The 16989-nt window shown below is 53.1% G+C and carries 21 protein-coding genes; 13 read left to right on the top strand and 8 right to left on the bottom strand.

Going from position 1 to position 16989, the window contains the following annotated elements; all coding sequences use genetic code 11:
* Positions 1–129: 129 nt before the first annotated feature.
* Positions 130–495: an inner membrane protein YbjM gene (ybjM, locus tag ACFX4O_RS01570; RefSeq protein WP_380206808.1), complete on the top strand. Its 366-nt coding sequence runs from the start codon at positions 130–132 to the stop codon at positions 493–495.
* Positions 496–526: 31 nt separating this feature from the next.
* On the opposite strand, the gene ACFX4O_RS01565 is transcribed toward ybjM, so the two are convergent.
* Entirely contained in the window at positions 527–790 is a 264-nt protein-coding gene (locus ACFX4O_RS01565) for a GrxA family glutaredoxin (RefSeq protein ID WP_017456131.1), read from the bottom strand.
* A 174-nt stretch (positions 791–964) separates the two neighbouring features.
* Here ACFX4O_RS01565 and nfsA point away from each other — a divergent pair, with 174 nt between their 5' ends.
* From nfsA to rlmC, 9 genes are all read left to right on the top strand, one after another.
* The gene (gene nfsA, locus ACFX4O_RS01560; protein ID WP_131410867.1) at positions 965–1687 is read left to right on the top strand and encodes an oxygen-insensitive NADPH nitroreductase; all 723 of its coding nucleotides are present in this window, start codon (positions 965–967) and stop codon (positions 1685–1687) included.
* Positions 1688–1759: 72 nt separating this feature from the next.
* Positions 1760–2662 (top strand): 30S ribosomal protein S6--L-glutamate ligase, encoded by a 903-nt coding sequence (gene rimK, locus ACFX4O_RS01555; RefSeq protein WP_380206806.1) that lies wholly within the window; start codon positions 1760–1762, stop codon positions 2660–2662.
* Positions 2663–2747: 85 nt separating this feature from the next.
* Positions 2748–3227: a YbjN domain-containing protein gene (locus ACFX4O_RS01550; RefSeq protein ID WP_380206804.1), complete on the top strand. Its 480-nt coding sequence runs from the start codon at positions 2748–2750 to the stop codon at positions 3225–3227.
* Between the two features lie 350 nt (positions 3228–3577).
* Positions 3578–4690 carry a spermidine/putrescine ABC transporter substrate-binding protein PotF gene (gene potF, locus ACFX4O_RS01545; protein ID WP_380206802.1) on the top strand — a complete coding sequence of 371 codons (1113 nt, stop codon included), beginning with the start codon at positions 3578–3580 and terminating at the stop codon, positions 4688–4690.
* A gap of 140 nt (positions 4691–4830) precedes the next feature.
* On the top strand, positions 4831–5964 hold the full coding sequence (potG, locus tag ACFX4O_RS01540) for a putrescine ABC transporter ATP-binding subunit PotG (RefSeq protein ID WP_131410875.1): 1134 nt from the start codon (positions 4831–4833) through the stop codon (positions 5962–5964).
* A gap of 9 nt (positions 5965–5973) precedes the next feature.
* On the top strand, positions 5974–6927 hold the full coding sequence (potH, locus tag ACFX4O_RS01535) for a putrescine ABC transporter permease PotH (protein WP_380206799.1): 954 nt from the start codon (positions 5974–5976) through the stop codon (positions 6925–6927).
* Complete coding sequence (potI, locus tag ACFX4O_RS01530; RefSeq protein ID WP_380206797.1) at positions 6924–7769, top strand: putrescine ABC transporter permease PotI; 846 nt, start codon at positions 6924–6926, stop codon at positions 7767–7769. The genes potH and potI overlap by 4 nt, the downstream gene beginning before the upstream one ends.
* Before the next feature lie 49 nt (positions 7770–7818).
* Positions 7819–8313, top strand: coding sequence for a YbjO family protein (locus ACFX4O_RS01525; protein WP_170312068.1), 495 nt, complete (start codon positions 7819–7821; stop codon positions 8311–8313).
* A 41-nt stretch (positions 8314–8354) separates the two neighbouring features.
* Positions 8355–9482, top strand: coding sequence for a 23S rRNA (uracil(747)-C(5))-methyltransferase RlmC (gene rlmC / locus ACFX4O_RS01520; protein ID WP_380206795.1), 1128 nt, complete (start codon positions 8355–8357; stop codon positions 9480–9482).
* Between the two features lie 43 nt (positions 9483–9525).
* Here rlmC and artJ read toward each other — a convergent pair whose 3' ends face one another.
* The 6 genes from artJ to ACFX4O_RS01490 all read right to left on the bottom strand — a co-directional run bounded on the left by artJ (position 9526) and on the right by ACFX4O_RS01490 (position 14023).
* A complete protein-coding gene (gene artJ / locus ACFX4O_RS01515; RefSeq protein WP_131410885.1) occupies positions 9526–10257 on the bottom strand; it encodes an arginine ABC transporter substrate-binding protein ArtJ in 732 nt (243 codons plus the stop codon).
* Between the two features lie 170 nt (positions 10258–10427).
* Positions 10428–11096: an arginine ABC transporter permease ArtM gene (gene artM, locus ACFX4O_RS01510; protein ID WP_131410887.1), complete on the bottom strand. Its 669-nt coding sequence runs from the start codon at positions 11094–11096 to the stop codon at positions 10428–10430.
* Positions 11096–11812: an arginine ABC transporter permease ArtQ gene (gene artQ, locus ACFX4O_RS01505; protein WP_131410889.1), complete on the bottom strand. Its 717-nt coding sequence runs from the start codon at positions 11810–11812 to the stop codon at positions 11096–11098. The genes artM and artQ overlap by 1 nt, the downstream gene beginning before the upstream one ends.
* 6 nt (positions 11813–11818) lie before the next feature.
* Positions 11819–12550 carry an arginine ABC transporter substrate-binding protein ArtI gene (gene artI, locus ACFX4O_RS01500; protein WP_131410891.1) on the bottom strand — a complete coding sequence of 244 codons (732 nt, stop codon included), beginning with the start codon at positions 12548–12550 and terminating at the stop codon, positions 11819–11821.
* 19 nt (positions 12551–12569) lie between these two features.
* Positions 12570–13298, bottom strand: a complete 729-nt coding sequence (gene artP, locus ACFX4O_RS01495; protein ID WP_131410893.1) for an arginine ABC transporter ATP-binding protein ArtP — start codon at positions 13296–13298, stop codon at positions 12570–12572.
* Between the two features lie 209 nt (positions 13299–13507).
* Complete coding sequence (locus ACFX4O_RS01490) at positions 13508–14023, bottom strand: lipoprotein (RefSeq protein ID WP_380206791.1); 516 nt, start codon at positions 14021–14023, stop codon at positions 13508–13510.
* A 102-nt stretch (positions 14024–14125) separates the two neighbouring features.
* Here ACFX4O_RS01490 and ACFX4O_RS01485 point away from each other — a divergent pair, with 102 nt between their 5' ends.
* From ACFX4O_RS01485 to ACFX4O_RS01475, 3 genes are read left to right on the top strand one after another with little or no spacing between them, the layout of a single operon-like run.
* Positions 14126–14449 carry a heavy metal-binding domain-containing protein gene (locus ACFX4O_RS01485; protein ID WP_131410897.1) on the top strand — a complete coding sequence of 108 codons (324 nt, stop codon included), beginning with the start codon at positions 14126–14128 and terminating at the stop codon, positions 14447–14449.
* The gene (locus ACFX4O_RS01480) at positions 14446–15276 is read left to right on the top strand and encodes an N-acetylmuramoyl-L-alanine amidase (RefSeq protein ID WP_380206789.1); all 831 of its coding nucleotides are present in this window, start codon (positions 14446–14448) and stop codon (positions 15274–15276) included. Before ACFX4O_RS01485 ends, ACFX4O_RS01480 begins: the two co-directional genes overlap by 4 nt.
* A 34-nt stretch (positions 15277–15310) precedes the next feature.
* Positions 15311–15877 carry a WG repeat-containing protein gene (locus tag ACFX4O_RS01475; protein WP_380206787.1) on the top strand — a complete coding sequence of 189 codons (567 nt, stop codon included), beginning with the start codon at positions 15311–15313 and terminating at the stop codon, positions 15875–15877.
* A gap of 5 nt (positions 15878–15882) precedes the next feature.
* Here ACFX4O_RS01475 and ACFX4O_RS01470 read toward each other — a convergent pair whose 3' ends face one another.
* The gene (locus ACFX4O_RS01470) at positions 15883–16896 is read right to left on the bottom strand and encodes an NAD-dependent epimerase/dehydratase family protein (RefSeq protein ID WP_380206785.1); all 1014 of its coding nucleotides are present in this window, start codon (positions 16894–16896) and stop codon (positions 15883–15885) included.
* Positions 16897–16989 lie beyond the last annotated feature (93 nt).

Here is a 16989-nt window from a genome sequence, read left to right as displayed (position 1 = left end):
ACAACGGCTAGTGAGAATCGCGTATTTACGTGGGTGCTTTTCTGGCACGGATTGCCGCAACGCTTTATCTGTCCGGACATTCTTTTGAACGAGTTGTTAGTGCGATAGAGAAAAAGTCAGGAGGCGTGTTTGAAGAACAGGCGAAGTCGGGTCGGTGTTATTTGCTGCGCATTACTTTTTATTGTGGTGTGTTTCTTGCTGGTCATAAATATGAAAGGCGCACTGCCCGTGTCCGGTAATCCTGAATTAGGCTTACTGCTTTTCACTCTTCCCGGCATTGTCGGTGGGTTGATTGCTCGTCGTCGCAAAGCTGTCGTACCGCTTTTCGGTGCCGTGCTGGCTGCACCATTTTGCTATGTGCTGATTTATCTGCATTTAGCGTCTTCTCAGTCGCACTGGCAGGTTATCGCCTGGTTGTTCAGCGCGATTTTCTGGTGTGGGATAGGCGGGTTATTCTATCTCTTTGTGCGTAAAATCTTGCGGCACAAAAAATAAAAAACGCCCCAAAAAGAGGGCGTTGTTCGGTTCAGGCAAACAGGCCGAAATGTTCTTTGGCATAGGCTTCGAAATCCGTACAGCCGCCAATATGTTTCTGGTCGAGAAAAATCTGCGGGACGGTTTCAACCGGTTTACCGACGGTTTTTTCCAGGTCGGCTTTGGTGATGCCTTCCGCGTGGATATCCACGTAGCGATAGTTGAAATCATCACGCTCAGCGGTCAGTTTTTCTGCCAGTTCTTTTGCGCGTACACAGTATGGGCAGCCAGGGCGGCCAAAAATTACAGCAAACATACTCTCTCCCGAATCTGAAGGTAACTGCTGGTTATCATGACCATAACTGAGCGTAATGAAAAGCAGGTTGTGCCTGTTGCTTTAATCTTTACAACCTTTCATTGCAAATTGCGGATACTGCGGCGGCGCAGGCTTCGCCTATACTGAGGGTCTTGTTTATTTGGGGGATTATTCATGACACCAACTATTGAATTGCTGTGCGCCCATCGCTCTATTCGCCATTTTACCGATCAACCGATTACTCAGGCGCAGCGCGAGGCGATTATTGCCAGCGCACAGGCGACATCCAGCTCCAGCTTTTTGCAATGCAGTACGATAATTCGTATCACCGATGCTGCACTACGCGAACAACTGGTCACACTCACCGGCGGGCAACCACATGTGGCGCAGGCGGCAGAGTTTTGGGTGTTCTGCGCCGATTTCCACCGTAATTTCCAGATTTGCCCGCAGGCGAATCCAGGCCTGGCAGAGCAGTTGCTTCTCGGTGTTGTCGATACCGCGCTGATGGCACAAAACGCCTTCACTGCGGCAGAATCGCTCGGGCTTGGCGGTGTTTATATCGGCGGAATTCGTAACAGCATTGAAGCCGTAGGTGAGTTGTTGCAGGTGCCAAAACATGTGCTGCCGCTGTTTGGTCTGTGCCTTGGCTGGCCGGCCGACGAGCCAGATAAGAAACCGCGTCTGCCTGCGCAACTGGTGGTGCATGAAAACCGCTATCAACCATTGGATGAAGGTGTGCTGGCGCAATACGACGATGAAATCGCCCACTATTATATGACGCGCGGCAGCAATACACGGCGTGATACCTGGAGCGACCATATTCGCCGCACCATCATTAAAGAGAGCCGTCCGTTTATTCTCGACTATTTGCATAAACAGGGATGGGCGACACGCTAATTCCCGTTCATCCTGCACGTCGCTGCGTGTATCATACGCCTGCTTTGACAGGTCCTTTTAGAGAGGTGCAGGGTGAAAATTGCCATATTGTCCCGGGATGGAACGCTCTATTCGTGTAAACGCCTGCGCGAAGCGGCGATGCAGCGCGGTCATCTGGTCGAGATCCTCGACCCGCTTTCCTGTTATATGAATATCAGCCCGGCGGCCTCGTCCATTCACTATAAAGGCCGCCAGTTGCCGCATTTCGATGCGGTAATCCCGCGTATTGGATCGGCCATTACCTTCTACGGCACTGCTGCGCTGCGTCAGTTTGAAATTCTTGGGAGTTACCCGCTCAATGAATCGGTAGCGATCACCCGCGCCAGAGACAAGCTGCGTTCGTTACAGTTACTGGCGCGTCAGGGGATCGATCTGCCGGTGACGGGCATTGCGCATTCACCGGACGATACCAGCGATCTGATTGATATGGTTGGTGGCGCACCGCTGGTGGTGAAGCTGGTAGAAGGGACGCAGGGCATTGGCGTGGTGCTGGCGGAAACGCGTCAGGCAGCAGAGAGCGTGATTGACGCTTTTCGCGGCCTGAATGCGCACATCCTGGTGCAGGAGTTTATTGCCGAAGCGAAGGGAACCGATATTCGCTGTCTGGTGGTAGGAAATGAGGTGGTAGCCTCCATTGAACGCCGGGCGAAAGAGGGTGATTTTCGCTCTAACTTGCATCGCGGCGGCAAGGCGCTGGTGGCGAACATCACAGAGCGTGAGCGTGAAATCGCGCTGGCTGCTGCACAAACGCTGGGGCTGGATGTGGCCGGTGTCGATATTCTTCGCGCCAATCGTGGTCCGCTGGTGATGGAGGTAAATGCTTCTCCTGGGCTTGAAGGGATCGAAAAAGCCACCGGTATTGATATTGCTGGCCGCATGATCCAGTGGATCGAGCGTCAGGCAACGCCAGGTTTTTGCCTGAAAACCGGCGGCTGAGGTTATTTTCCCGCGCAATTAATGGTACGTTCTGGCCTTTTTGCGTAAGCTATGGCCAATTTTTTCGCTAAGAGAGCACTGCTTTATGGATTCACTCGTCGCTCCGGGTCTGGACACGCTGCGTCACTGGCTGGATGAACTAGGCATTAACTTTTTTGAGTGCGATAACTGCCAGGCGCTGCACCTGCCGCACATGCAAAATTTTGATGGCGTGTTTGATGCAAAAGTCGACCTTGTTAATGACGTGGTGCTGTTTACCGCCATGGCGGAAGTCAAACCGTCGGCACTGCTGGCGCTGGCCGCCGATCTCTCTGCCATTAATGCCAGTTCTTTAACCGTGAAAGCATTTCTCGATATACAGGATGATAATCTGCCAAAACTGGTGGTTTGCCAGTCTTTATGCGTCGGACCTGGCGTTACGTTTGAACAGTTCGCCTGGTTTATGCGCCAGAGTGAAGAGCAGATTTCAATGGTCATTATGGAAGCTAACGCCCATCAACTGCTGTTCACGCCCAGCGAAGAAGAGATGGCGGTAGATGAAGAGTCACACAATTTTCTCCACTGACTCTGCGTTGCATTCGACGCAGTCGCTGCCATGGCGACTGCATAATAAATATTTTTATTCTGCTATTAACCTTTCCTTAAAGAATTTTTCACCGCTATTCCTCGCGTAACGGCTTATCACATAGACGTATCCTGCATAAAAAATTGATAAAAGGCGTTTTTTAATCTGACCTATAGCCTCAAACCCTGGCTACAGTTATTCTTGCGCTGCTTAAAACAGCATGCGGTGTCAGCCGGAAGCGTTTTCTTCTCCGGGGCTGTGCAGAGTGACAAAATATGCATGATTCTTGCATATCTTATGATGCGTACATTTAGTTCGTATGTTAACGGACTTTCCAGAAGGAATGAGATATGACCGCCTTGAGCAAAAAATGGGTATCGGGTCTTGTCGCGGGTGCGTTGATGGCTGTCTCTGCCAGCACGCTCGCAGCCGAGCAAAAGACGCTGCATGTTTATAACTGGTCTGATTATATTGCGCCGGACACCGTCGCGAATTTTGAAAAAGAGACGGGCATCAAAGTCATTTATGACGTGTTTGACTCCAACGAAGTGCTGGAAGGCAAATTGATGGCGGGCAGCACCGGTTTCGACCTGGTTGTGCCTTCAGCAAGTTTCCTTGAGCGCCAGTTAGCCGCCGGGGTGTTCCAGCCGCTCGATAAGAGCAAGCTGCCGAACTGGAAAAACCTCGATCCAGACGTGCTGAAGATGGTGGCCAAGCACGATCCGGATAACAAATACGCTGTCCCGTACCTGTGGGCGACAACCGGGATTGGCTATAACGTTGACAAAGTGAAAGCGGCGCTCGGCAAAGATGCACCGGTAAACAGTTGGGATCTGGTGCTGAAACCGGAAAACCTGGAAAAACTGAAAAGCTGCGGCGTTTCATTCCTCGATGCGCCGGAAGAGATTTTTGCCACCGTGCTCAACTACCTCGGCAAAGATCCGAACAGCAGCAAAGCGGATGACTACAGCGTTGCCGCGACCGACTTGCTGTTAAAACTGCGTCCGAACATCCGTTACTTCCACTCTTCTCAGTACATTAATGACCTGGCAAACGGCGACATCTGTGTGGCTATTGGCTGGGCGGGTGATGTGTGGCAGGCGGCAAACCGTGCAAAAGAAGCGAAGAATGGCGTGAATATTAACTACACCATTCCGAAAGAGGGCGCGCTGGCGTTCTTTGATGTCTTCGCGATGCCGGCTGACGCTAAAAACAAAGACGAAGCGTATCAGTTCCTTAACTACCTGATGCGCCCGGATGTGATTGCGCATATTAGCGATCATGTGTTCTACGCGAACGGCAACAAAGCCTCTGTTCCGCTGATCAGCGCAGAAGTGCGTGACAACCCGGCTATCTTCCCGCCGCCGGATGTTTTCGCCAAACTGTTTACGCTGAAAGTCCAGGATCCGAAAATCGACCGCATAAGAACCCGCGCGTGGACTAAAGTTAAAAGCGGCAAATAATTCAATCACCTGACAGGTGATAAGGCTGCACCGTGGCGGTGCGCCTGCCCCAAAAATGGACAGAGGTGATGCGCCTCTGTCCAGTCATTTGTACGACAACTCGTTGAAACGGGTTGATGTTTTTGCCGGAGAGCACTTGAGTGAATGACGCTATCCCCCGCCCACAGGCGAAGAGCCGCAAGGATCTGACGCCGCTGCTGGAAATTCGCAACCTGACCAAATCCTTTGATGGTCAGCACGCTGTTGATGATGTCAGTCTAACCATTTATAAAGGTGAAATTTTTGCCCTGCTTGGCGCGTCTGGCTGCGGTAAATCAACGTTGCTGCGCATGCTCGCCGGTTTTGAGCAGCCTACCCACGGACAAATCATGCTCGATGGCGTAGACCTGGCACATGTGCCGCCCTATCTGCGCCCGATCAATATGATGTTCCAGTCTTACGCACTCTTCCCGCATATGACCGTGGAGCAAAATATTGCTTTCGGTCTTAAACAAGATAAGTTGCCGAAAGCGGAAATCGCCAGCCGCGTGGCTGAAATGCTGCACCTGGTTCACATGAGCGAGTACGCTAAACGTAAACCTCACCAGCTTTCAGGTGGCCAGCGTCAACGTGTGGCACTGGCGCGCAGCCTGGCAAAACGCCCGAAACTGCTGCTGCTGGATGAACCGATGGGCGCGCTTGATAAAAAGCTGCGCGACCGCATGCAGCTCGAAGTGGTGGATATCCTTGAGCGTGTTGGCGTGACTTGTGTGATGGTGACTCACGACCAAGAAGAAGCAATGACCATGGCCGGGCGTATCGCTATCATGAACCGCGGTAAGTTTGTGCAGATAGGCGAACCGGAAGAGATTTACGAGCATCCGACCACGCGTTACAGCGCCGAGTTTATCGGTTCGGTGAATGTGTTCGAAGGGCTGCTGAAAGAGCGTCAGGAAGACGGTCTGGTGATCGACTCTCCGGGGCTGGTGCATCCTCTGAAAGTGGACGCCGATGCGTCGGTTGTGGATAACGTGCCGGTGTATGTGGCGCTGCGCCCGGAAAAAATCATGCTCTGTGAAGAACCACCGGCCGATGGCTATAACTTTGCTGTCGGGGAAGTGGTGCATATCGCCTACCTTGGCGACCTCTCTATTTATCACGTGCGTTTGCAAAGCGGGCAGATGCTCAGTGCCCAGTTGCAGAATGCGCATCGCTACCGTAAAGGCGCGCCAACCTGGGGCGATGAAGTTCGCCTCTGCTGGGATGCCGATAGTTGTGTGGTTCTGACGGTTTAAGGAGCGGCGATGAGTACACTGGAACCACCGTCCCGCGTCGAAAAACCGGGCGGTTTTACTTTATGGCTGGGGCGTATGCAGATGCGTCACGGGCGCAAACTGGTGATTGCGCTGCCCTATATTTGGCTGACTTTGCTGTTTCTGCTGCCGTTTTTGATCGTGTTCAAAATCAGCCTTGCAGAGATGGCGCGGCAGATCCCGCCGTATACCGATCTTATCGAGTGGGCCGACAGCCAACTGACGGTAACGCTGAATATCGGCAACTTCCTGCAACTTACCGACGATCCGCTTTACTTCGAAGCCTACTTGCAGTCGTTACAGGTGGCGGCAATCTCAACGATTTGCTGTCTGCTGCTGGGTTATCCGCTGGCCTGGGCAGTGGCGCACAGCAAACCGTCGACGCGCAATATTCTGCTGCTGCTGGTGATTTTGCCGTCGTGGACGTCGTTTCTGATCCGCGTTTATGCGTGGATGGGGATCCTGAAAAACAACGGCGTGCTGAATAATTTCCTGATGTGGATGGGCGTTATCGATCAGCCGCTGACGATTCTGCATACCAACCTCGCGGTGTATATCGGGATTGTTTATGCCTATTTGCCGTTTATGGTGCTGCCGATTTATACCGCGCTGACGCGTATCGATTATTCGCTGGTAGAAGCCTCGCTGGATCTTGGCGCGCGCCCGCTGAAAACCTTTTTCAGCGTGATTGTGCCGTTGACCAAAGGCGGAATTATCGCCGGTTCGATGTTGGTGTTTATCCCGGCGGTTGGCGAGTTTGTCATCCCGGAACTGCTCGGTGGCCCGGATAGCATTATGATTGGCCGCGTGTTGTGGCAGGAGTTCTTTAATAACCGCGACTGGCCGGTAGCCTCGGCGGTGGCGGTGATTATGCTGCTGTTGCTGATTGTGCCGATCATGTGGTTCCACAAACATCAGCAGAAACAAGGGGAGGACCACGCATGAACACCTTACCGGTAGTGCGCTCTCCGTGGCGCATTTTGATCCTCGTGCTCGGCTTTACTTTCCTGTACGCGCCAATGCTGATGCTGGTGATCTACTCCTTTAACAGTTCAAGGCTTGTCACCGTCTGGGCGGGCTGGTCGACGCGTTGGTACGGCGAGCTGTTTCATGACGATGCGATGATGAGCGCTGTCGGCTTAAGTCTGACCATCGCCGCTTGTGCGGCGACGATGGCGGCGGTGCTGGGGACTATCGCGGCGGTGGTGATGGTGCGTTTTGGCCGCTTTCGTGGCTCAAACGGTTTCGCCTTTATGATTACCGCACCGTTGGTGATGCCGGATGTGATCACTGGCTTGTCGCTGCTGTTGCTGTTTGTTGCGCTCGGCCATGCTATTGGCTGGCCCGCCGATCGCGGGATGCTCACTATCTGGCTGGCGCATGTGACCTTCTGTACCGCTTATGTGGCAGTGGTTATCTCCTCGCGTCTGCGCGAACTGGATCGCTCCATCGAAGAGGCGGCAATGGATCTTGGTGCGACGCCATTGAAAGTATTCTTCGTTATCACGCTGCCGATGATCATGCCGGCGATTATTTCCGGTTGGCTTTTAGCGTTTACTCTGTCGCTGGATGACCTGGTGATTGCCAGTTTTGTCTCCGGGCCGGGGGCGACGACATTGCCGATGCTGGTCTTCTCCAGTGTGCGCATGGGGGTGAACCCGGAAATCAACGCGCTGGCGACGCTTATCCTTGGTGTGGTCGGGATTGTTGGTTTTATCGCCTGGTATTTAATGGCGCGGGCGGAAAAACAGCGGATCCGTGATATCCAACGTGCAAGACAAGGCTGAACTTATTAGAATCGTGAAATTGTGTTGCTGATGCCGCGCTTGTCGCGGCATTTTTCACAGGGAAATCATCGGATTGGGGTTCTTCAAGAAAACCACTCATCACGCGAAATTGAATGTACCGGCACTGGTGCAAGTGGCGGCCATCGCTATTATTATGATTCGCTGCGTTGATGTATTGATGGTGTTTAATTTGCTGGGGTGGCGCGGCCTGATCGATTTTGTGCAGCGCAGTGCGCAGACCTGGAGCCTGACGCTGGTTTTTCTTGGCAGCTTGCTGCTGGTGTTTGCCGAAATTCTCAGTGCCTTCTCGGTCGTCAAAGGCAGGAACTGGGCGCGCTGGCTTTATCTCGGCACGCAAGTTGTCGCAACCGGTTATTTATGGGCCGCTTCGCTCGGTTATGGCTACCCGGAGCTCTTCAGCATTGCCGGTGGTTCCCGACGTGAGATTTTCCATGCATTAGTGATGCAAAAACTCCCCGATCTGCTGGTGTTATTCCTGCTGTTTGTTCCCGCGCCCAGCCGACGCTTTTTCCGCCTGCAATAACGGTGGTACAATCCCGGCCCCGCAAAATGAAAGGCTTTACTATGCAGTGCGCTCTCTTTGATGCTGGTCGTTGCCGTTCCTGTCAATGGATAGAACAACCAGTCTCACAGCAACTTACCGCGAAAATGGAAGATCTCCACACGCTGCTGGACGGTTTGCCTGTCGCGCAGTGGTGTTCGCCAGTGAGTGGCCCGGAGCAGGGGTTTCGTAATAAAGCCAAAATGGTGGTCAGCGGCAGTGTGGAAAAACCGCTGCTTGGCATGCTACATCGCGATGGTTCGCCCGAAGATCTGACCGATTGCCCGCTTTACCCACACACTTTCGCTCCGGTTTTTGCCGCGCTCAAACCGTTTATTGCCCGCGCCGGTTTAACGCCTTACAACGTGGCGCGTAAGCGCGGTGAGCTAAAATATCTGCTACTGACCGAAAGCCAACAGGATGGCGGCATGATGCTGCGTTTTGTGCTGCGCTCGGAGGCGAAACTCACCCAGTTGCGCGCAGCCTTGCCCGCGCTGCAGGCGCAATTGCCGCAACTGAAAGTGATTTCTGCCAATATCCAGCCGGTACATATGGCGATCATGGAAGGTGAGACGGAGATTTTTCTCACCGAACAGCAGGCGCTGGCTGAAAACTTTAACGGCGTGCCGCTGTGGATCCGCCCGCAGAGCTTTTTCCAGACCAACCCGACCGTTGCCAGCGCGTTGTATGCGACAGCCCGCGATTGGGTGCGAACGCTACCGGTCAATCATATGTGGGACCTGTTTTGCGGCGTCGGCGGTTTTGGTCTGCACTGTGCGACGCCGGAGATGCGCCTGACCGGCATTGAAATCGCGCCGGAAGCCATTGCTTGTGCCACACAATCCGCTCAGGCGCTCGGGCTGGATAACTTGCGCTTCCAGGCGCTCGATTCGACGCAGTTCGCCACTGCTTCGCACGATATGCCCGAACTGGTGTTGGTTAACCCGCCACGGCGCGGAATTGGTGCGGCGCTGTGCGACTATTTAAGCCGCATGGCACCACCGTACATTATCTACTCCAGCTGTAATGCCAGCACGATGGCGAAAGATATTCGCATGTTGCCAGGCTATCGCGTTGAGCGCGTTCAACTGTTTGATATGTTTCCGCATACCGCTCATTACGAAGTGTTGACGCTGTTGGTAAAGCAATAAAAAAAGCCGCGAGCGCGGCTTTTTTTATCAGAACCCATGTGAATTACTGCGGGAACCACTGATCGCTAATTTTCTGGTAGGTGCCATCAGCCTTAATTGCTTTCAGCGCGGCGTTCAGTTTTTCCAGCAGCGCTTTGTTATCCGGACGCACCGCAATGCCAAGGCCGGTGCCGAAGTATTGCGGGTCGGTCACTTTCGGGGTGGCCACGCCAAGCTGAGGGTTAGTTTTCAGCCACTCGTTGACCACCGCAGTGTCACCGAATACACCATCGATACGGCCATTTTTCAGGTCGATAATCGCATTCTGATAGCTGTCATAAGCCACGGTTTTGACTTCCGGGTGCTTGTCCTGCAGGTATTTCTGGTGTGTGGTGCCGTTTTCCATGCCGATACGCTTGCCTTTCAGATCATCAAAAGATTTAAAGGCATCTTTTTTGGCGATCACCAGCGCGGAGTTAGCGTAGTACGGGTCAGTGAAAGAGACCTGTTTGCTACGTTCCGGGGTTATATCCATACCGGAAATCACTGCGTCATATTTTTTGAATTTCAGCGATGGGATCAGGCTGTCGAATGCGTGGTTGGTAAACGTACAATCGGCCTGCATCTGTTTGCACAGAGCGTTTGCCAGATCGATATCAAAACCGACGATTTTGTTACTCGCATCCATCGATTCAAATGGCGGATAAGTGGCGGAAACACCGAAGTTAATTTTATCTGCCGCAGAAGCACCAGCGGCGAACGAAGCGAGAAGGGCGGCCAATATCATTTTTTTCATTATCGAACTCCTGTCGGTCAATCTTATTGTTGTTGCCGTGTCTAAAGCGTGACGCTAACCATGCCATCAAATGAATTTGTATTCAATAAAAATGCTTAAATATATTTTCTTGAAAATAAAAAAGGCGAGTAATGAAACCATTAGCTCGCCTTTGTTTACTATTTATGCAGTTAATTGCGGCGTTCGAATGCCAGCGCTTTACGTTCAATCAGGCGCATCATCAGCGTTAATAACCCGTTGACCACCAGATAAATCAGCCCTGCGGCACCGAAAACCGTGACGTCATAAGTGCGACCGTACAGAAGCTGGCCGTGGCCCATTACTTCCATCAGTGTGATGGTGTAAGCCAGCGAGGTACTTTTAAACACCAGCACCACTTCGTTGGAGTAGGACGACAGCGCGCGTTTAAATGCATAAGGCAGCAAAATTGCCAGCGTGTCTTTCTTGCTCATCCCCAACGCGCCGCAGGATTGCCACTGCCCGTCCGGAATGGCGCGAATCGCGCCGTAGAACAGCTGCGTGGTATACGCCGCACTGTTCAGCGACAGCGCCAGCAGCGCACAGAGCCACGGTTCAGAAAGCAGATGCCAGATAACCGGATAGTTTTGCAGCGACGGGAACTGCCCCGGGCCGTAGTAAATCAGGAAGATCTGCACCAGCAGCGGCGTACCGGTGAACAGCGTGATATAGCCGCGCACAATTAACGTCAGCACCGGCGTTTTCAGCGTCAGCACGATGGTGAACAGCAGCGATAAGATCAGCGCCACAATCAGCGACGCTACGGTGAGCGTCAGGCTGGTGTGCAGGCCTTTGAACAGCTCTGGTAAAAACGCGAGCATTATTCTGGCCTCCGTTCAAAGCGAGTCGCGCGCAGGTCAATACGTTTGAGGATCCACTGGCTTAACAACGTGATGACCAGGTAAATCACCGCCGCCACGATATACCAGGTAAACGGCTCCTGCGTGCGGGTAGCAATGCTTTTGGTTTGCAGCATTAAATCGTTCACGCTAATCAGCGACACCAGCGCGGTATCTTTCAACAACACCAGCCACTGGTTTCCCAGCCCCGGTAGCGCATGACGCCACATTTGCGGCATCACGAGGCGGAAAAAGATAGCCCCTTTTGACAAACCCAGCGCCTGGCCGGATTCCCGCTGCCCGTCCGGTACGGCTTTCAACGCACCACGCAAGGTTTGCGACGCGTAAGCTGCATACAGCAAAGAGAGGGCAATCACACCGCACAGAAACGGGCTGACATCAAAATTCTCAATCTGCACCTGCACCGGGATCTGCACCACGCCCAAGTTGATGGTGAAGCCATCAGAGAGTGTCAGCAGCAGTTGTGAAGAGCCGAAATAGATAAACAGAACCACCAGGATCTCCGGCAAGCCACGCAGTATGGTGACCAGTGCGGTGCCAATCCAGGCAAGAGGGCGCCACTTAACGGACTCCCAAACGGCAAAGATCATCGCCAGAATCAGGCCGATGATCAGTGCGCAAACGGCAAGGCCGACGGTCATCCCGGCGGCGCTTGCTAACGGAAACATTTCGTTCATTCAGTATTACTTCTGGAACCATTTGTTATAGATGGTCTGGTAAGTGCCATCTTTCTTCACTTTTTCCAGTGCGGCATTGAATTTTTGCTGCAGATCGGTGTTGCCCTGGCGTACCGCGATGCCCAGACCCGTACCGAAGTACTCTTTGTCGGTTACTTTATCGCCAACTGCCGCCAGTTTTGCATCTGCTTTCAGCCATTCGGTTACCACGGCGGTGTCACCGAACACGGCATCAATACGGCCGTTCTGCAGATCCAGACGCGCGTTCTGGTAGCTGTCGTAAGGAACGGTGGTGATTTCCGGATGTTTGTCGTTAATGAATTTCTGGTGGGTGGTGCCGTTCTGCACACCAACGCGTTTACCTTTCAACTGGTCAATGCTGGTGAATTTACCCTGCTGACCGACGAACAGTGCGGAGTTGTCGTAATAAGGCGTGGTGAACAGAACCTGTTTTTCACGTTCCGGGGTGATATCCATACCGGCCATGACCGCGTCGAAACGGCGGAATTTCAGACTTGGGATCAGGCTGTCAAACGCCTGGTTGGTAAAGGTGCAGGTCGCGTCGATCTCTTTACACAATGCGTTAGCCAGATCCACATCGAAACCGACGATTTTGTTATTCGCGTCGGTTGATTCAAACGGAGGGTAGCTCGCTTCGGTGGCGAAACGGATAGTCTGGGCTGCTGTAGCGGAAAGGCTTACGCTTGCAAGTAGCGCGGCAATCAGTACTTTTTTCATTGTCATTAATCCCGGTTCTTCAGTGAGATAGGTAATATTTAAACGCGTCGGTCTGCGGCGCGGTAAAGCAGCCCGCATCCCCTTGCTCAACAATGTGACCATTTTCCATGTACACCACGCGGCTGGCGGTTTTACGCGCCACTTCCACTTCGTGGGTCACGATAACTTGCGTGATGCCGGTTTCAGACAGCTCACGAATGATACTGACGATTTGCGCGGTGATTTCCGGATCGAGCGCGGCGGTCGGTTCATCAAACAACAGCACCTGCGGCTCCATCATCAGCGCGCGGGCGATAGCGACACGTTGCTGCTGACCACCGGATAAATGCAGCGGAAAACGGTCGCTATACGGTTTAAGACGTAAACGCTCCAGCAGTTTCTCGGCACGCGCCAGCGCCTGATCTTTGCTTAAACCGAGCACGCGGCACGGCGCTTCAATCAGATTTTGCAGCACGGTCAAATGCGGCCAGAGATTATATTGCTGGAATACCATGCCCACGTTCTGGCGCAATTCACGGATCGCTTTATCAGACGGGGTTTTAGCAAAGTCGAAGTGATTGCCTGCAATGCTTAGCTGGCCAGAACGCGGCATTTCGAGCAGGTTGAGTACGCGCAACAGCGAACTTTTACCCGCGCCGCTTGGGCCGAGCAGCACCAGTGTTTCCCCTTGCGGGCAATCCAGCGTGATATCGAACAGCGCCTGGTGTGCGCCATAAAAGCAATTGATGCTGTTTAATTTAATACTCATCGAAGCAGTCTGATAGCAATTGAGGCCGCAAATAGTAACGTTCACAGAATAGTTATGCAATATTTGTGCGTTAAAACTTAAAAATAAACCAAGTTCCTACATAAAGTTAGCACAAAATACCGAGCGGTGCGGGAACCAGGCATAAATGTCGGCATTCATTGCGGAATGCCAGACATTTTACGGGGGTTATCTATTGCAGCATGAAATAATCACCGATGTTCTACCGACTGACGTAGCGTTCCGGCGGGCGCATGAACGGTACCGCCGAGATAGCGTACATCGTCTACCGCCCAACACTGGCCTTCACGGATCATCAGCACTTCATCCCGCCAGCTTTGGTCACCTTTACTAAGCGTGACGCGCAGCGGAATATTCCGTGCATCGGTATTCGGAATGGTCGATGCGCTGGCGACGTCAGCCTTTTCAGGTGTGACGTTGCGGCTGGAGAACGGATCCGCTTTTAAAAGCGTGGCATTGCGCGAATCACGGCTGGCTGCGGTGAGCATCTTGCTCAGATCATCGCTCAGATAGGGGCGCAGCGCAGTCCAGTCATTACCGGGGTGAGCGATGCGGTAGTCGTAAAATTGCTGTGCAACGGTATCCGGGCCGCCTTCCACACACGGGCCCACGCGCGCGCCCGTATCCTTGAATGCTGGAGTTACCGTGGTGCACGCGCTTAACAGCAGCGCGCATGGCAAGGTGAGAGTCAAAACTGAATAGCGCATATTGATTTCCTTATTTCTCTTCAGAAGTCACGACCTTTCAAGAATAGTGTATTGATCTGATAATGTGTGGCGTAACGCATTGAACGCTAAAAGGAGAAACCTATGCAGTTTTCAACCACGCCGACGCTGGAAGGGCAGCCGATTGTCGAGTACTGCGGAGTCGTTACCGGAGAAGCGATTCTCGGGGCGAATATTTTTCGTGACTTCTTTGCCGGTATCCGCGATATCGTCGGCGGTCGCTCCGGCGCTTATGAGAAAGAGTTACGCAAGGCCCGTGAGATCGCGTTTCGCGAACTTGGCGATCAGGCAAAAGCGCTGGGGGCGAATGCGGTGGTAGGCATTGATGTTGATTACGAAACGGTGGGTAAAGACGGCAGTATGCTGATGGTATGTGTCAGCGGTACGGCGGTGAAAACGCGGGCATGAAAAACATCGCATTACTGTTGCTGGCACTCCTGCTCGCAGGTTGCGCCAGTGAAAAAGGCATTATTGATAAAAATGGCTATCAGCTTGATACCCGGCGACAAGCGCAGGCGGCGTATCCGCGTATTAAAGTGCTGGTTATTCACTACACCGCCGATGATTTTGACGTTTCACTGGCCACCTTGACGGATAAACAGGTGAGTGCGCATTACCTGATCCCGGCGGATCCACCGCTGCATCACGGTAAACCGCGAATCTGGCAACTGGTGCCAGAGCAGGAGTTAGCCTGGCACGCAGGGGCAAGTTTCTGGCGCGGCGCGACACGCATCAATGATACCTCTATTGGCATTGAACTGGAAAATCGTGGCTGGCAACGTACCGCTGGCGGAAAACAATTCGCACCTTTTGCGCCCGCGCAAATTAATGCATTGATTCCTCTGGTAAAAGATATAGTCTCGCGCTACAACATTGCGCCGCAAAATGTCGTCGCACATGCGGATATTGCGCCGCAGCGTAAAGACGATCCTGGCCCGTTGTTCCCGTGGCAAATGCTGTTTTCCCAGGGGATTGGTGCCTGGCCGGATGCGCAGCGTGTGGCGTTTTACTTGAATGGCCGTTCTGCGCATGAGCCGGTAGATACGGCTTCTTTGCTTGATTTACTGGCGCGATATGGCTACGACGTGAAACCGCAAATGTCGCCTGCAGAGCAAAAAAGGGTAATCATGGCGTTCCAAATGCATTTCCGTCCGGGGCTCTGGAACGGCATTGCCGATGCTGAAAGCCTGGCGATTGCCGAGGCATTACTGGAAAAATATGGCCAGGCGGGGTAATGCCCACTGTTTTTTTATGACGAGGTCAATGGAGATGAGGTTTCGCATCATATCAGGCGTGCTGCTGATGGTGGCTTTTTCTGCCCATGCCGCGCCAAACCCGGTGACGGTGTTCAGCTGTGCTTACTGGGATAAATCTACGGATAACGTGGAAAAACTCGATACATGCGTTGAAGTGAAAGAGGGTAAGCTCAGGTTCTTGCCAGCGTTGTTTGCGAAAACCAGTGACGTCGAGGGCATGTCGTGGGTCGGTCTGTATGACTATATGCGCGCCGCCGGGTTGATGGATGCCGATTATTATGTGCGTTCACCGGACAGTTACCTTCCCGTTGTTCACTTTGATAATGGCCCGGACTGGTTTGTTGAAGGGCTGGTGCGATCGCGCCAGAACGGTAAAGTGGGCTACTGGGATGACAATTTCCGCAATCGCATTGCGCCGCAATTTGATTATGCCTGGCAGTTTAAAGAGGGCAAAGCGCTGGTGTGTAATGGCTGCAAACCGCAAAAGGACGGCGAGCATACTGCTCTGGTCGGCGGTGAGTGGTTCTATATCGATAAAAGCGGGCAGAAAATTTCTGACGTCAAATCCGACCCGTTTTGAATCATTTAGCGGTGCAGTTTACCGTGGTCTTTTAACCAGTACGCCGTGCGTTTGATGCCTTCATCCAGCGTCACTATCGGCGTATAACCCAGTTCCTGCTGAGCGCGGCTGATATCCAGCGTGAAATCAAAATTGAGCTTCGACACGCCATAATGGGTGAATGCAGGCTCTTTGGCGCGTTTATCGCCGAAATGCTCCATGCTGCGCGCCATCATATCCAGCATTGCGTATGGCACCGAGCGAATACGGCAGTGAATACCCAGTTCGTCGATTAACGTCTGCACGATGCTGCGCAGCGAGCGCGGCTCGCCGTTGGTAATGTTGTACGCCCGCCCGGAAAGCAGCTTATCGCACTGGGGCTGGCTGGCGAGCCACATCGCATGCACCGCGTTTTCATAATAGGTCATATCCACCAGCGCATCGCCGCCGCGCGGCAGCAACACGCTGCGGTAGTGGTGCATCATCTGCGCCAGGCGCGGGATGAAGACTTTATCGTGCGGGCCAAAGAGACTTTGCGGGCGCAAAATGGTGAAACGGGTGTTGGGGTTCGCCTGCGCCAGCAGATCGATCACCTGTTCCCCGGCCGCTTTGCTGCGGGCAAATTCGTTGGCGAAACGCACAGGGCGAAAGTCTTCTCTGATATCGCGATGATGGTGATAGTCAAAATAGAGCGAAGGGGAGGAGATATGAATAAAGTTGCGCACGCCCCAGGCAACGGCCCACTCACCGAGACGGCGAGTCGCGCGCACATTCGCCAGGTCAAACGCTTCCTGCGTACCCCATGGTGATGTGAAGCTTGAGCAGTGCCACAGCGTGTCGATCCCGGCAAGCATCACTTTTGCCTGAGAGGAGACCAGCTCGGTCAGATCGGCATGTACAAATTCAGCGCCCATTTTGCTGAGTAATTTGCCCATGGCTTCGTTACGACCCGTCGCCCGAACGCTAATTCCTTTTTGCCGCAAATACTCGACCGCGTTTCGGCCTAAACCGCTGGTTGCGCCCGTGACCAGTACTTTCATATCGATCCATTGTGTTGAAAAGCCTTTATCGCGGGCATTCTTCCGTGAATTACGCTCTGATGCAATGGGATGACGAAAAGAAAAGCGGTTAAG

The sequence above is a fragment of the Kosakonia sp. YIM B13571 genome (assembly GCF_042788095.1).
GTDB classification, from domain to species: Bacteria; Pseudomonadota; Gammaproteobacteria; order Enterobacterales; family Enterobacteriaceae; genus Kosakonia; species Kosakonia quasisacchari.
Note: the sequence above shows the minus strand (reverse complement) of the source record. Positions and strands in the feature narration are given on the sequence as shown.

Bases quoted from the DNA above. Each gene is read 5' to 3' on its own strand.
- ACFX4O_RS01475 (WP_380206787.1), top strand. From the start codon at position 15,311: ATGAGGTTTCGCATCATATCAGGCGTGCTGCTGATGGTGGCTTTTTCT.
- ACFX4O_RS01470 (WP_380206785.1), bottom strand. From the start codon at position 16,896: ATGAAAGTACTGGTCACGGGCGCAACCAGCGGTTTAGGCCGAAACGCG.
- ACFX4O_RS01550 (WP_380206804.1), top strand. From the start codon at position 2,748: ATGGATTCACTCGTCGCTCCGGGTCTGGACACGCTGCGTCACTGGCTG.
- artM (WP_131410887.1), bottom strand. From the start codon at position 11,096: ATGCTCGCGTTTTTACCAGAGCTGTTCAAAGGCCTGCACACCAGCCTG.
- ACFX4O_RS01490 (WP_380206791.1), bottom strand. From the start codon at position 14,023: ATGCGCTATTCAGTTTTGACTCTCACCTTGCCATGCGCGCTGCTGTTA.
- nfsA (WP_131410867.1), top strand. From the start codon at position 965: ATGACACCAACTATTGAATTGCTGTGCGCCCATCGCTCTATTCGCCAT.
- rlmC (WP_380206795.1), top strand. From the start codon at position 8,355: ATGCAGTGCGCTCTCTTTGATGCTGGTCGTTGCCGTTCCTGTCAATGG.
- ACFX4O_RS01485 (WP_131410897.1), top strand. From the start codon at position 14,126: ATGCAGTTTTCAACCACGCCGACGCTGGAAGGGCAGCCGATTGTCGAG.
- ACFX4O_RS01565 (WP_017456131.1), bottom strand. From the start codon at position 790: ATGTTTGCTGTAATTTTTGGCCGCCCTGGCTGCCCATACTGTGTACGC.
- artP (WP_131410893.1), bottom strand. From the start codon at position 13,298: ATGAGTATTAAATTAAACAGCATCAATTGCTTTTATGGCGCACACCAG.
- artI (WP_131410891.1), bottom strand. From the start codon at position 12,550: ATGAAAAAAGTACTGATTGCCGCGCTACTTGCAAGCGTAAGCCTTTCC.
- potH (WP_380206799.1), top strand. From the start codon at position 5,974: ATGAGTACACTGGAACCACCGTCCCGCGTCGAAAAACCGGGCGGTTTT.
- potF (WP_380206802.1), top strand. From the start codon at position 3,578: ATGACCGCCTTGAGCAAAAAATGGGTATCGGGTCTTGTCGCGGGTGCG.
- potI (WP_380206797.1), top strand. From the start codon at position 6,924: ATGAACACCTTACCGGTAGTGCGCTCTCCGTGGCGCATTTTGATCCTC.
- artQ (WP_131410889.1), bottom strand. From the start codon at position 11,812: ATGAACGAAATGTTTCCGTTAGCAAGCGCCGCCGGGATGACCGTCGGC.
- ACFX4O_RS01480 (WP_380206789.1), top strand. From the start codon at position 14,446: ATGAAAAACATCGCATTACTGTTGCTGGCACTCCTGCTCGCAGGTTGC.
- artJ (WP_131410885.1), bottom strand. From the start codon at position 10,257: ATGAAAAAAATGATATTGGCCGCCCTTCTCGCTTCGTTCGCCGCTGGT.